Annotated in this window: 13 protein-coding genes and 1 tRNA gene; 9 read left to right on the top strand and 5 right to left on the bottom strand. The window is 69.5% G+C overall.

Annotated features, from left to right (window positions below):
- Positions 1-8: 8 nt before the first annotated feature.
- Positions 9-1,691 (bottom strand): thiamine pyrophosphate-binding protein, encoded by a 1,683-nt coding sequence (locus tag IH48_RS0106565; protein WP_030900354.1) that lies wholly within the window; start codon positions 1,689-1,691, stop codon positions 9-11.
- Positions 1,692-1,838: 147 nt separating this feature from the next.
- Between IH48_RS0106565 and sucC the strand changes: the two genes are divergently transcribed.
- The 4 genes from sucC to IH48_RS0106545 all read left to right on the top strand — a co-directional run bounded on the left by sucC (position 1,839) and on the right by IH48_RS0106545 (position 5,907).
- On the top strand, positions 1,839-2,972 hold the full coding sequence (sucC, locus tag IH48_RS0106560; protein ID WP_030900353.1) for an ADP-forming succinate--CoA ligase subunit beta: 1,134 nt from the start codon (positions 1,839-1,841) through the stop codon (positions 2,970-2,972).
- Between the two features lie 12 nt (positions 2,973-2,984).
- Complete coding sequence (sucD, locus tag IH48_RS0106555; protein ID WP_030900349.1) at positions 2,985-3,860, top strand: succinate--CoA ligase subunit alpha; 876 nt, start codon at positions 2,985-2,987, stop codon at positions 3,858-3,860.
- Positions 3,861-4,079: 219 nt separating this feature from the next.
- On the top strand, positions 4,080-5,666 hold the full coding sequence (locus IH48_RS0106550; RefSeq protein ID WP_051839292.1) for an aldehyde dehydrogenase family protein: 1,587 nt from the start codon (positions 4,080-4,082) through the stop codon (positions 5,664-5,666).
- Between the two features lie 156 nt (positions 5,667-5,822).
- Positions 5,823-5,907 (top strand) — tRNA-Leu (locus IH48_RS0106545).
- 149 nt (positions 5,908-6,056) lie between these two features.
- On the opposite strand, the gene IH48_RS0106535 is transcribed toward IH48_RS0106545, so the two are convergent.
- Positions 6,057-6,686, bottom strand: coding sequence for a TetR/AcrR family transcriptional regulator (locus IH48_RS0106535; RefSeq protein WP_030900345.1), 630 nt, complete (start codon positions 6,684-6,686; stop codon positions 6,057-6,059).
- 125 nt (positions 6,687-6,811) lie between these two features.
- On the opposite strand from IH48_RS0106535, the gene IH48_RS36875 reads away from it, so the two are divergent.
- The 4 genes from IH48_RS36875 (at position 6,812) to IH48_RS34295 (ending at position 8,837) form a co-directional block, all read left to right on the top strand.
- Positions 6,812-7,147, top strand: a complete 336-nt coding sequence (locus IH48_RS36875) for a hypothetical protein (protein WP_234434158.1) — start codon at positions 6,812-6,814, stop codon at positions 7,145-7,147.
- On the top strand, positions 7,090-7,440 hold the full coding sequence (locus IH48_RS36870; RefSeq protein ID WP_234434157.1) for an NAD(P)H-dependent oxidoreductase: 351 nt from the start codon (positions 7,090-7,092) through the stop codon (positions 7,438-7,440). Before IH48_RS36875 ends, IH48_RS36870 begins: the two co-directional genes overlap by 58 nt.
- A 142-nt stretch (positions 7,441-7,582) precedes the next feature.
- Positions 7,583-8,221, top strand: coding sequence for an NADPH-dependent F420 reductase (locus IH48_RS0106525; protein ID WP_030900343.1), 639 nt, complete (start codon positions 7,583-7,585; stop codon positions 8,219-8,221).
- 127 nt (positions 8,222-8,348) lie between these two features.
- A complete protein-coding gene (locus tag IH48_RS34295; protein WP_051839291.1) occupies positions 8,349-8,837 on the top strand; it encodes a cupin domain-containing protein in 489 nt (162 codons plus the stop codon).
- Between the two features lie 47 nt (positions 8,838-8,884).
- Here IH48_RS34295 and IH48_RS0106515 read toward each other — a convergent pair whose 3' ends face one another.
- Complete coding sequence (locus IH48_RS0106515; protein WP_051839372.1) at positions 8,885-9,622, bottom strand: EcsC family protein; 738 nt, start codon at positions 9,620-9,622, stop codon at positions 8,885-8,887.
- 255 nt (positions 9,623-9,877) lie between these two features.
- Positions 9,878-12,046, bottom strand: coding sequence for a UvrD-helicase domain-containing protein (locus IH48_RS0106510; RefSeq protein ID WP_030900339.1), 2,169 nt, complete (start codon positions 12,044-12,046; stop codon positions 9,878-9,880).
- Between the two features lie 500 nt (positions 12,047-12,546).
- Here IH48_RS0106510 and IH48_RS0106505 point away from each other — a divergent pair, with 500 nt between their 5' ends.
- Positions 12,547-13,026, top strand: a complete 480-nt coding sequence (locus IH48_RS0106505) for a hypothetical protein (protein ID WP_234434156.1) — start codon at positions 12,547-12,549, stop codon at positions 13,024-13,026.
- 63 nt (positions 13,027-13,089) lie between these two features.
- On the opposite strand, the gene IH48_RS36865 is transcribed toward IH48_RS0106505, so the two are convergent.
- The coding region (locus IH48_RS36865) for a hypothetical protein (RefSeq protein ID WP_234434155.1) at positions 13,090-13,444 on the bottom strand (355 nt) is incomplete at its 5' end.

Below are 13,444 nucleotides of genomic sequence, written 5' to 3'. Positions count from 1 at the left end.
TCGACTCCTCACTTGTACATGGTCTGGTTCATCGTTCCGGGCGCGTAGGCGTCCGGATCGACCCACACGTTGATGAGCGACGGCAGCCCGGACTCCCTGGCGCGCCGCAGGGCGGGTGCGATGTCCGCCGGGTCCCTGACCTCCTCGCCGTAACCGCCCAGCATCTGGGCGAACTTGTCGTAGCGGACGTCGCCGAGGGTGTTGCCGACGCGCTCGCGTTCCTTGCCGTACTTGGCGGCCTGGCCGTAACGGATCTGGTTCATCGACGAGTTGTTGCCCACGATCCCGACGAACGGCAGCTTGTAGCGGACCAGCGTCTCGAAGTCCCAGCCGGTGAGCGAGAACGCGCCGTCGCCGAAGAGCGCCACGACCTCCTGGTCGGGCCGGGCCTGCTTGGCGGCGAGCACGAACGGGATGCCGACGCCGAGCGTGCCGAGCGGCCCCGGGTCCATCCAGTGGCCCGGCGCCTTCGGCTGGACGACCTGGCCGGAGAAGGTGACGATGTCGCCGCCGTCGCCGATGTAGATCGAGTCCTCGGTCAGGAAGTCGTTGATCTCGCTGACCAGGCGGTACGGGTGGATCGGCGACGCGTCGGAGCGCAGGTTCGGCAGCCTCTTCTCCAGCGCCGCCTGCTCGACGGCCCGCAGCTCGTCGAGCCATCCCTTGCGCCTGGCCGCTCCGCCGTTGACGCGGCCGCTCGCCGCCTGCGCCACCGACTTGAGGACGAGGCCGGCGTCGCCGACGATGCCGAGGTCGATGTCGCGGTTCTTGCCGACCGTGCGGTAGTCCAGGTCGATCTGGACGACCGTCGCGTCGGGGGAGAGGCGCTTGCCGTACCCCATGCGGAAGTCGAAGGGCGTGCCGACGATGACGATGACGTCCGCGTTGGCGAACGCGTAGCGGCGCGAGAGCTGGAAGTGGTGCGGATCTCCCGGCGGGAGGGAGCCGCGCGCCGAGCCGTTCGCGTACGCCGGCACGTTGAGCGTGCGCACGAGGTCGATGGCGTCGTCGGTGCCGCGCGTCGTCCACACCTGGCTGCCGAGCAGGATCGCCGGCTTCTCCGCCGCGACGAGCAGGTCGGCCAGTTTCTCGATGGCCTCGGGGTCGCCGGCCGTGCGGGTCGACGCGCGGTACTGCCCTGGGCGCGGCACTCGGGCCCCCTCCTCGGGCACCTTGGCGTCGAGCACGTCGCGCGGGATCTCCAGGAACGACGGCCCCGGGGCGCCGTGGTAGCACTCGCGGAAGGCCATCGAGACCATGTCGGCGGCGCGCGCCGTGTCGGGCACGGTGGCGGCGAACTTGGTGATGGGCGTCATCATGTCGACGTGGGGGAGATCCTGCAGCGACCCCATCTTGTGCTGCGTGTGCGCGCCTTGGCCGCCGATGAGCAGCATGGGCGACTCGGCCCTGAAGGCGTTGGCGACGCCCGTGACGGCGTCGGTGGTGCCGGGGCCCGCGGTGACGACCGCGCAGCCCGGCTTGCCGGTGAGGCGCGCGTAGCCGTCGGCCGCATGGGCGGCGACCTGCTCGTGGCGTACGTCGACGACGTCGATGCCCTCGTCGACGCAGCCGTCGTAGATGTCGATGATGTGGCCGCCGCAGAGGGTGTAGATGCGCTCCACCCCCTCCGCCTTGAGGGCCTTGGCGACGAGATGACCGCCGGAGATGTGTGCCTGGCTGTCGTCGGGCATGGGGTGTTGTGTCCCTTCATGAGCGAACGCGGCTGTGCGCTCCCGGTACATTGCATACAGTCTACGAATACTGTATGAACCTTGTTATCCCGCAACCACGGGGTGGTGTCCAGGGGGCGTGCGGCACTTGATTCAAAAAGGAGCGGCATGGATCTGTACGAACACCAGGCAAGGGACCTCTTCGCCGGCCACGGCGTACCCGTCTCCGCCGCGGAGGTGGCACACACACCGGACGAGGCCCGCGAGGCGGCGGACCGCCTCGGCGGCCGCGTCGTCGTCAAGGCACAGGTGAAGACCGGCGGCCGCGGCAAGGCCGGCGGCGTGAAACTCGCGGCGGACGCGGCCGAGGCCGAACTCACCGCACGCCGGATACTCGGCATGGACATCAAGGGGCACGCCGTGCGCAAGGTCATGGTCGCCGAAACCGTCGACATAGACCGCGAGTTCTACGTCTCCTACGTGCTCGACCGCGCCGCCAGCACCTTCCTCGCCATCGCCTCGGCCGAGGGCGGCATGGAGATCGAGGAGGTCGCCGCGCACCGTCCGGAGGCGGTGGCACGGATCCCCGTCGACCCCGAGGAGGGCGTCACCGAGGCCAAGGCCATGGAGATCGCCGTCGCCGCCGGTCTGCCGGTGGCCGCCGCGCCCGTACTGCGCGCCCTGTGGCAGGTGCTCGTACGGGAGGACGCGCTGCTCGTCGAGGTCAACCCGCTGGTGCAGGCCGCCGACGGGCAACTCGTCGCCCTCGACGGCAAGGTCACCCTCGACGACAACGCCCGCTTCCGCCAGGAGCGCTGGGGCGAGTCAGGCGCGGACCCCGCGGCCGACCCGCTGGAGGCCGCGGCCGCCCAGCGGGGCCTCAACTACGTCAAGCTCGACGGCGAGGTCGGCGTCATAGGCAACGGCGCGGGCCTCGTGATGTCCACACTCGACGTCGTCGCCGGATGCGGCGCGCGGCCCGCCGACTTCCTCGACATCGGCGGCGGCGCGTCGGCACAGGTCATGGCCGACGGCCTGGCGGTCATCCTCTCCGACCCGGCCGTCAAGTCGGTCTTCGTCAACGTCTTCGGCGGCATCACCGCCTGCGACGCCGTCGCCGAAGGCATCGTGCGCGCCCTGGAGTCGGTCGCGCTGACCAAGCCGCTCGTCGTACGGCTCGACGGCAACAACGCGGCGCGCGGCCGGGAGATCCTCGACGCCCGCGCCCACCCGCTGGTCCAGCAGGCCACGACCATGGACGGCGCAGCGCGCCGGGCCGCCGAACTCGCCCACGCCGACTGAGGAGCAGACACCGTGGCGATCTTCCTGACCAAGCAGAGCAAGATCCTCGTCCAGGGCATGACCGGCGGCGAGGGCATGAAGCACACCCGGCGCATGCTGGCCGCGGGCACCGACGTGGTCGGCGGCGTCAACCCCCGCAAGGCGGGCAGGACCGCGGACTTCGACGGGATCTCCGTTCCCGTCTTCGGCTCGGTGGCCGAGGGCATGGCGGCGACCGGCGCCGACGTCAGCGTCGTCTTCGTACCGCCGCCGTTCACCAGGGCCGCCGTCACCGAGGCCGCGGACGCGTCCATCCCGCTCGTCGTCGTGATCACCGAGGGCGTCCCCGTCCACGACACCGTCCGCTTCCGGCGCTACGCCGAGCAGCGGGGCACGCGCGTCATCGGCCCCAACTGCCCGGGCCTGATCAGCCCCGGGCAGTCCGACGCGGGCATCATCCCCGCCGACATCGCCCCCGACGCCGGGCGCATCGGGCTGGTCTCGAAGTCCGGCACCCTCACCTACCAACTGATGTACGAACTGCGGGAGATCGGCTTCTCCACAGCGGTCGGCATCGGCGGCGACCCCGTCGTCGGCACCACGCACATCGACTGCCTGGCCGCCTTCGAGGACGACCCGGAGACCGAACTCATCGTGCTCATCGGCGAGATCGGCGGCGACGCCGAGGAGCGTGCCGCCGCCTACATCGCCGAGCACGTCACCAAGCCGGTGGTCGGCTACATCGCCGGCTTCACCGCGCCGGAGGGCAAGACGATGGGCCATGCGGGGGCCATCGTCTCCGGCTCGTCGGGCACTGCGCACGCCAAGCAGAAAGCGCTGGAGCAAGCGGGCGTGCGGGTGGGCTCCACACCCTCGCAGACGGCACGCCTGGTGCGCGACCGCCTCTGAACACGGGGGCGCGCCCTGGCCGCGCGACACTTCAGGACGCCGGTGCGGCGGCGTGCGGCAGCCGCACCGGTACGGCCCCACGGCCCCACGGCGCGCGCCGCACGGGCCGCCGCACGATCTCGACCACGCACCACATAGGCCACACCACTTGACCCGCGCCACGCACGACCCCGTCACAACGACGCCATACCCCCGCCCCATCACGAGCGGAGACCCTCGATGGCACCCACCGCCACACCCACACCCGTATCCACAGCGACCGCACCGCCCGCCCCACTCACCGTGAAGCCGGGCACCGGCTGGGACGACGTCTGGCGCCGCTGCCTCGCCGCGGCCCCCGAGGCATTCCAGGACGACCGCGTACGCAACCTCTGGGCCGGCCGCTGGCACGCCGACGGCCGGCCGGGACCCGCCGTGAGCCCCGTCGACGGCTCGGCGATCGCCGCCCCGCCCCTGCTCGACGCCACGACGGCCGCACACGCCGTACACGCGGCCCTCGACCGGCACAGGACCTGGCGCGAAACACCGCTGCGCGAACGCAAGGCCCGTGTACGCGCCACCTGCGACGCACTCGCCGAACACCGCGAGCTCCTCGCACTGCTGCTGGTCCGGGAGATCGGCAAGCCCTGGCGGCTCGCGCTGGCCGACGTCGACCGCGCGATCGACGGCGTGCGCTGGTACGCGGCCGAGATCGACCGCATGCTGGCGGGACGGGCCCCGCTCTCCGGCCCGGTCTCGAACATCGCCAGCTGGAACTACCCGATGTCCGTCCTCGTCCACGCGATGCTCGTGCAGGCACTCGCGGGCAACGCCGTCATCGCCAAGACACCGACCGACGGGGGAGTGGCCTGCCTGACCCTGGCGTGCGCGCTCGCCGAACGCGAGGGCCTGCCGATCACCCTCGTCAGCGGCAGCGGCCGCGAACTGTCCGCCCCGCTCGTCGCCTCCCCGGAGATCGGCTGCGTCTCGTTCGTCGGCGGCCGCGACACCGGCGCCGGCATCGCGACGGCGGTCGCCGACCTCGGCAAGCGGCACGTCCTGGAGCAGGAGGGACTCAACACCTGGGGCATCTGGAACTTCGGTGACTGGGCCTCGCTGGCCGCCGTGATACCCAAACTGTTCGACTACGGCAAGCAGCGCTGCACGGCGTACCCGAGGTTCGTGGTGCAGCGCTCGCTGTTCGCCGACTTCCTCGACGCCTACCTGCCCGCCGTCAGGTCGGTGCGCGTCGGCCACCCCCTCGCGGTCCAGGACCCCGCGGACCCGCTGCCCGAGCTCGACTTCGGGCCGCTGATCAACGCGGCGAAGGCGGGAGAACTGCGCGACCAGGTGGCCGAGGCGGTGGACCGCGGCGCCGTGCCCCTGCACGAGGGAACGCTGCCGGACGCGGCCTTCCCGCCCGGGGTCTCCCGCGACGCGTACCTGGCGCCCGTCACGCTCCTGAACCCGCCGCCGTCCTCGCCGCTGCATCACGCGGAGCCCTTCGGGCCCGTCGACACGATCGTGCTCGTCGACACGGAGGCGGAGCTGCTCGCGGCGATGAACGCCTCGAACGGCGCCCTCGTCGCGACCCTGTCCACCGACGATCCAGCCACCTACGCCCGCCTCGCCCCGCAGGTCAGGGCGTTCAAGGTCGGGCACGGCAGGCCCCGCTCACGCGGCGACCGCGACGAGCTGTTCGGCGGCTTCGGCCACGCGTGGCGGGGCGCCTTCGTCGGCGGCGAACTGCTCGTACGCGCGGTCACCGACGGCCCGCGCGGGGAGCGGGCGCCGGGCAACTTCCCCGACTACCACCTGATGCCCTGACCCGCGTGCTCGGCCTCACGCCGGACGGCCCCGCAGCCCGGCGTGAGGCCCGCCGAGAGCCACCCCCTGACCACGCCAAACGCAGGTGAAAGCGACCCCGAACCCCTGGTATCGTTGACCACGTCACTGCGGCGGACACGCCACGGGAGACCACTCGTCCGGGTGGCGGAATGGCAGACGCGCTAGCTTGAGGTGCTAGTGCCCTTTATCGGGCGTGGGGGTTCAAGTCCCCCCTCGGACACTCGAAGTAACGTTACGCATACGAGGGCCCGACCTGACGGTCGCGGCCCTCGTCGCGTCTCCACGGGCAGCAGACGCCGGTGATGTCGAGGCGGTCGCCGATCACGTGCCCGCCGGCGCCTTGCTCCGCCCGTCCCCTGATCCTCGCGGTCACCTGAACGTCACAACGCGTTCGACGAGGGATTTCCAGCTGTCGGCGAGCGCGGCTTCTTGGCGTGCCGATTCCGGGCCGGTGTCCTCCGAGGGCGCCAGGTACATCACGAAGGGACCCTCGAGGGCTGCGGCGAGCTGCATCGCCAGGCTGTCGATATCGGCCGTGTGCAGGAGGCCTTCGCGCCGGGCCTGCCCGAGGAGCATTCGGATGTGGGTGGTCGACATCCCTCCGGCGGCGATGGCCACCTGCTGGTTGCGATCGAGTGCGGCGCGCTCGATCGCATGGTGCTCGAGCAGGAATCCGGTGCGCGCGCGGCCGTAGGCGATCAACCGGGCGATCACGTCGGCGCCGGGGCCCAACGGCGGCGGCCCGTAGAGCACCTGCTGCTGGAACGCGCGGTCGGCGTCGTCGAGCAACGCGGCGAAGATGCCCGCCCGGCTGCCGAAGCGCCGAAAGACGGTTCCCTTGCCCAGCTGGGCTCGCTCGGCCAGTGCGTCCATGGTGACCCGCCTCGCGCCGCTTTCGGAGATCATCTCGCGGGCGACGTTGAGCAGGTGTTCGCGATTGCGCGCAGCGTCGGCGCGCTCGGCGGGAGGAGGCCCGATGGGCAGCAGGGGGGTTTCCACATTCACACGGTAGCCGAGGGAATATAAGCGGGGTAAAGTCCGTTTAGGACAACGCGAGCCACCGAGCCCGCATCACAGCCCCCGCCGCCCATGTGTGCGGCCTTGACCGGCCAAGGAGTTCGACCATGACCCTGTTCCGACTCGATGCCAGCATCCTGCCCGCGGCCTCCGCCAGCGCGGAGATCGCCGACGTGGTCGAGGCGAAGTGGACGGCAGCGCATCCCGGCGAAAAGGTGGTGCGCCGCCACCTGGGCACCGACCCGCTGCCGGCACACATCTGGGCGAGCGCCACCGTCGCCGGCTTCACCCCTGAACCGGAGCGCACCTCCACCCAGCGTGAGGTGCTCGCGGATGCCCAGGACCTCGTCGAGGAGTTGGTGGCGCGGATGTCGTCGTCCTGGCCGTGCCGTTCTACAACTTCGGCGTCTCCCAGCACTTCAAGACGTGGGTCGACCTGGTGATCGCCGCCGCCGGACCGACCACGCCCGTCCTGAAGGGCAAGCCGACCGTGTTGGTCACCGTACGCGGCGGCTACGGCCCGGGCACCCCGCGCGAGGCCTGGGACCACTCCACCCCCTACCTCAGGCGCATCCTCGCCGACGTCTGGGAGGCCGACCTGACCGTCATCGAGCGTGAACTCACCATCGCGGCCACCACCCCCGGCATGGAAAGCCTGCGCGATCTGGCCGCCGAACTGCGCTCCAGGGCTCTTGAGGAAGCCGACAAGGTCGGCGCTGGCATCGCTACCGCCTGAACCGGGCCGACGGCGCAGGGACCCCGCGACCTCGACCTGTACTTCACCGCGTGAACCGAACGCGGCCCACGCCCCGACCGTGCGCCCCGACCCGGCGCCGGCGAGGAAGACCAAAAGACCGAGAAGAAGGAGAGCGCACACCATGAGCAGGATCAGCATCGTCGGCACGGGGAACATGGCCCGTGCCCTGGGCAGGCGCGCACTCGCGGGCGGCAACGCGGTCGAGATCATCGGCCGCGATGCTTCCAAGGTCGACGCCCTGGCCAAGGCGATCGGCGGCGCCACGGCGGGGACGATCGGTGCGGCCCCGGCCGGCGACATGGTCATCCTCGCCGTGCCCTACGCCCACGCCGCACCACTCGTGCGCCAGTTCGGCAACGCGTTGTCGGGCAAGGTGATCGTCGACATCACCAACCCGTTCAACCCAGACCTCACGGGACTGGTTGCGCCGGAGGGCAGCTCCGCCGCTCAGGAGATCGCCAAGTCGGCTCCCACGGGAGCGCACGTCGTCAAGGCGTTCAACACCGTCTTCGGCCACGTGCTGGCCGCCCACACACCCGAGGACCCCCGCCCGCTGGACGTGTTCATCGCCGGCGACGACGCCGAGGCCAAGGCGCAGGTGTCAGTGTTCGTCGAGAGCCTGGCGCTGCGCCCGCTCGACGTCGGCGACCTGACGAGCGCTCGTTGGCTCGAAGGAACGAGCGTGCTGTTGATGCGCGCCATGCTCGGCAAGGCCGTCCCCAGCAGCAGTTTCTCCATCGGCCTCACCGTCCGCGACTGACCCTGCGCACCCTCTTCATCCGTACCGAAGACCCGCGCCCCCAGAACACCCACTTACGGGTTCCAAGCAGGCGGGGCACAGCCCGTTTGCCGCACGTAAAGTCCGCTTACGTTCAGAAGGGAACGTCGTGAGCTACCTTCCCAATGGCGCGATCGTCCTACCGGCCGGCGAAGGCCGGCCGATCCCGGGTGACGGCCTGCTGATCCCCAACCTGATCGGCAGGGTCGCCGCCGACCACGGCTCGGGCTCCATCGCCGTAATGGAGGGAACGGCGGAGCCCGGCTTCGGGCCTCCTCTTCATATCCATCACGGCAGCGAGGAGCTCTTCTACGTCCTCAAGGGCCGGATGGACTTCCAGATCGGCGACCAACGGGTAAGTGGTACGCCTGGCACGCTTGTCATGGTGCCACGCGGAACAGCCCACGCACCCCGGGTGGTCGGACGCGAGCGGGCCAGTTTCCTGGTCATGTTCGCGCCCGCAGGACCGGACGGGCTGTTCTACGAGATCGCCGCACTCGCCCAGGAAAACGGCGGGGTCATCAATGACGATGACTCGCGCATCGAGGCGCTTGCGGTCAAGTACGATACCGAGCACATCGGGCCCCCGCTGCAGTAGGTCAACGAGCTCTGGCCTCGCACCTCCCTGACGGGCTGCCGACTCCGTTATTGCGAGTCGGCGGCCCGGAAAGCCTCACCGCGCAAGGCCTTGTCCGTGGCCCGTCCGATGACGCCAGTCGCGGTTGCGTCCACGGCTCCTCCGACGATGCCTCCCAGGACCGGTATGCCCTTGGCGAGTGTGATCGCGGCACGCTGGGTTCCGTACTTCGCTATGAGGAAGGACCCAGCCTTCCTGTTGATCGCCCGGATCATCGCGATCGGGATCTTCTTGATCATCTGCTCACCGATCTTCTGACCGACCTTTACTCCGAAGGCTGCCAGAACGCTCTGCGTGCTCATTCCGATCGCGAGCATCATCGCGATGGTCCGCGCGTACGGATCACCGATGTCCCAACCCCGAAGGTGCGCGATGGCGCCGGCCAACCGCATGTTGACGGTGAAGGACGCGGCCACGTTCGCGGGGATCGTCACGCCGGCAGTGATCAGCCCTCCGAGCCCGGTGACGAATCCCTGGGTTCCGGCCGCAGCCACGGACTCCTTTATGAGCCGGGCTATCACCGCGTCGATATCGTCCTTCATCTCCTCAGGAGAACGGCGCTCCTCGTCGTCAGGCGCCCTGTAAGCAGCACCCTGACGGCGCGCAAGACGAGCCTCGGCCCAGGCCACCGACCCCGTGACCGGCCCCACGCCGTTCACCATGACCTTCTCCGCGAGACCTGCGACCCACTGCCCGGCTTTCTCGACCGCGCCCTCGTCATCGCCAGAAGTCTTCTTGCCAACCATCACACGCCCCTTCCGCGCGAGCGCCCCCTGAGAGGCCCGCGATGCTGTGGGCAGGAGAAGGGTCTCGGTCGCCGGTAATTTCCGGCAAAACTGCGAGCGGCCGAAGCCGCCCCCCTCGCTACCGCCCGTCCCACCCCTCTACGCCACGACGCGTCCTGCGCCATACCGCCTTTACGCGCTGAAGCGGGAACACCTTCTCACGTGGGTGAAAGCATCGTCAAACTATCTTGCATGGCTGGTTTTGGGCGGCTCGCTTCAAGGGCGACGAGCGAACGACGACGGCTGCTCTCCTCCGCAGCCGGCCTCGACCAGGAACGGACTCGGGCTTCCGCTCCACGAGACGTACAAGCCGTCCCGGGCCCGGGTGCAGGCGACGAACAGCAGGCAGCGTTCCGCGGCCAGGTCTGCCTCGTGCTGGAGCCGGTCGACGTCCTCCGGCGTGATGGCCGAAGGATTCGGCAGCGCACGGTCGTTGACGCCGATGACAGCGGTGTAGCGGTACTCGAGCCCCTTGAAGGTGTGCATGGTGCCTACGTTGACCGCGTCGTTGGTGCGCGCGGCCCCCGCGCGGACCCGGCTGGCGGTGATACCGGCCGCGACAAGGCGGTCCTTGGCCTTCTCGCAGGCCCTGTTGAACCGTGCGCAGATCCCGATCTCCCCGTGAGTGGCGCCGCCGTCCAGCCACGCACGCACCTGCTCGACCAAGGCGTCGAGTTCGGTCTCCTCCGTCCCCGCCTCATGGACACTCGGCCCCGAGCCGTGCAGAGCGGAGCTATATCCGATCAGAGTGTCGTGCCGTCCGCTGTCGGCCAGTTCGGCGTAGGGGCGGCCGAGCAGGAGACCCGTCGCCCAGCTCAGGATCTCCTGCGTGGAGCGGTAGTTCTTGCGCAGCTTGGTCGAACGGCCGGCGACGTTGATGCCGAGGGACTTCAGTGACACGCGGTTGTCGTAGATCCGCTGGTGCGGGTCGCCCGCGATGAACAGGTCGTCGGGGCGGCGCGGTGCGGCCGCGCGGAGCATTCGCCACTGGGCCGGGTGGAGATCCTGGGCCTCGTCGACGACGACGTGCCGGTAGCGCGGTCCCTGTTCGGTCAGCAGGTCCGCGGCTTCCGCGCAGGTGCCGAGGTAGGTGCGCAGCCCGTCCCCGGCCAGCCGCCGGGTGAACTCCTCCATGGTCCGCCACACCGGCGGCCGTGCGGACGCCGGCAGCGCACTGCCGCGGCCCCGGCGCTCGCAGCGCTCGTACGCCTCCTGGCCGCGGATGTCCTGGGCGAGGACGACGTGCTTGTACTCCTGTGCCAGGAACTGCGGGGTGCCGGTGAAGCCGGTGGCTTCCGCGGCCTGCTCCCACCGGGCGGTCTCCTCGTATCCGGTGAGCGGCCGGCGAGCGGTGCTCACCACCCGCCCGGCGAAGGCGTCGACGGTCATGACGTCGACCCTGTCGCGCAGGTCCCGATCGTCGACGAGCAGGCAGAGCCCTTCGGTGAGGGAGTCCACGAGGGCATTGGTGAACGTGGTGAGGAGGATGCGATCGCCGTCACGCAGGTGCCGCAGCAGGTGCTGCACCCGGTGGAGAGCGACGACCGACTTTCCGGTCCCGGGCCCTCCGGTCACCTGAGCCGGGCCGGAGTACGACGGACGGTAGGCCACCTTGTGCTGGGCGGGGTGCAAGAAGATCCGCCACGCGGCGAACGGCTTGTCGAGGATGTCCCGCAGTTCGTCGGCATCGGCGACGACGGCGATCCGGGTGCCGGAGCGGGCGATGGCGGTGGCGTAGTCGGTGGTGTCGACGGGCTCCTGCGACGACGCGTCGGCGAGAGCGGGCACGACGACCTCCTGCCACGCCTGCTCGACGCTCGCGCCGAGAGCCAGGTGTTCCAGCACCTTGTACTGGTCCGGCGGGAAGAAGCGGCTGAAGACGTCGAGTTGCTCAAGGCTGGTCAGCGCGCGCGCCTGCGCGAGGGTGATGGCGTCGATGCCGAGCGCGGCCATGTCGCCGTCGGAGATCTTCGCGAAGAGCCGCTGCTCCTCGGCGGGCGCGATGCGCTGGTAGGTGGGGGTCAGCTCCTCCAGGGTGGTGATCTCGCGGAGCTCGACCGTGCCGGTGACGGCGTTGATGGTCGCCTTCTGCTTCTTCGCCCACTCGGTGGCCTCGTCGTGCGGGCCGACCCGCAGCAGCACGAAGGTGTCTCCCGTCTCGGGCGCGAGGACGACACCACGGACACCCTGAGTGATCCGGATCGTCCGGATCTGCCGGTCGTTCGCGCCCCTGAGGGACTCCAGCTTCAGGCCCGGGTCCTTGAAGAGCTGGTCGAGGGTGAGCCGCTCGAACTTCTCCCAGGCGTCGAACACACCGTTCCTGATGTGTTTCTCGAGCTTCTCCAACTGCTGGCAGAAGGCGATGTCGAACGCGAGATGCGGCATGACGGGATTTTAGGCGGCCACGGCGTGATCCGCGCCCGTTCGAGCGCGCGTGCAGCGGATTCCGGCCGCGCCCGGTCGGCCGCGCCCCGTCGGCCGCTCACCGCCGAGTCGCCGCCCGAGAGCTGCCCTGCCTTTGTGCCTCGTCAGCCATGCCGTGGCGCGGACATCTGGTGCAGTGCAGAATTGGGCCTGGCCGAATGGTTCCGCATGGCCAACTCAGGAATAATTCGTCCCTTTCTGGTGGCAGAGGTTGGGGCGTGGATCTCCAGTTGAAGCAGAAGGGGGCAGTTGGCATTGGCTGGGGCCTGGGGTCGCCGGGCAGCGAGCTCCATGGCGTTGCGAGACCTCCAGGGCGCAGTTCGGACGCAGGTGGTGGCAGTTTTCCGCTCAGGCCTGCCCGGAACGAGGAAGGTGGGGAACGGCGCTGATTCCTGCAGGTGTTACGTTGCCCTCATCCGTATCAGTGCTGAAGGGGTGGGCAGTTGGGCAGGCTCTTGGACGTGTTCGAGACCACGGTCCACCCGAATTATCGCCAGTTCGGGCTCGTCGACACCAGTGTGGACACGTATACCCCGAATGTGGACTTCTCGGAGTGGTTGCTCTCGGCTCCCGGCATGGTCTTTCTGCAGGTCCCGTCCCAGGTCATCCGGGCTCCTGTGCGGTTGGAGAGCTGGTCCACCGAGCCCGCGCCGGTGCCTGGCCCGTGGTCAGGCCAGGCCGAGGTGGAGGTTGAACTTCCCACGGCCGAGCTCGGGATTGAGGTCATCACCAGCGGGATGGACCCGATCCCCCTGATCCTGCCGTCACCCGGGACGTACAAAATGCGCTGGCACTGGGTGTTCAACCGTGAGAATGGCCCGTTCACCTCACCGCTCATCCCGTCCCCAGGCCCGGTGGAGACACCACTCGGACGTGAAGAAGAACTCGATGGTGAGGACCAGTACTGCCTTGTGCAGATCTGGCGCATCAGCCAGACGTGACACACTGCGGGCCGCCCCTGAGGGCGGCCCGCAGCCCGTCTAGACCGCCTTCGCGGATCTCAGTCAGTCACCGATGGTGACGATGAATGGGTCCCAATTCAGGATGCGGTCGTTCTCGTACCAGGCGCCGAGTCGGCCGCCTGCCTCCTGGTTCTCCACCGAGTCGATGTAGCGCAGTGAGACGTCGTTCTGGTATTCGTCACCCTCGTACCTGTACCGCGCAGCACCTTCGCCGTCAAAGGCGTTGGTACGAAACTTGTAGGTCTTGCCGTCCACCAGCTGGAGAAGGCGCTCCAGAGATGCGGACAGGCGGCACTTTCCAGGGCTTGCGCGAGTTCCCGGGATCGCCCAACTGACGTGAAGATGCCGCAGGTCGGGGCGGATGACAGAGCGGACACGGGATCCGTGATCATTCAGG

Origin of the sequence: Streptomyces sp. NRRL F-5126 (genome assembly GCF_000721265.1) — a bacterium.
In the GTDB taxonomy this organism is placed as follows: Bacteria; Actinomycetota; Actinomycetes; order Streptomycetales; family Streptomycetaceae; genus Streptomyces.
This window is presented reverse-complemented; position numbering and strand designations above follow the sequence as displayed.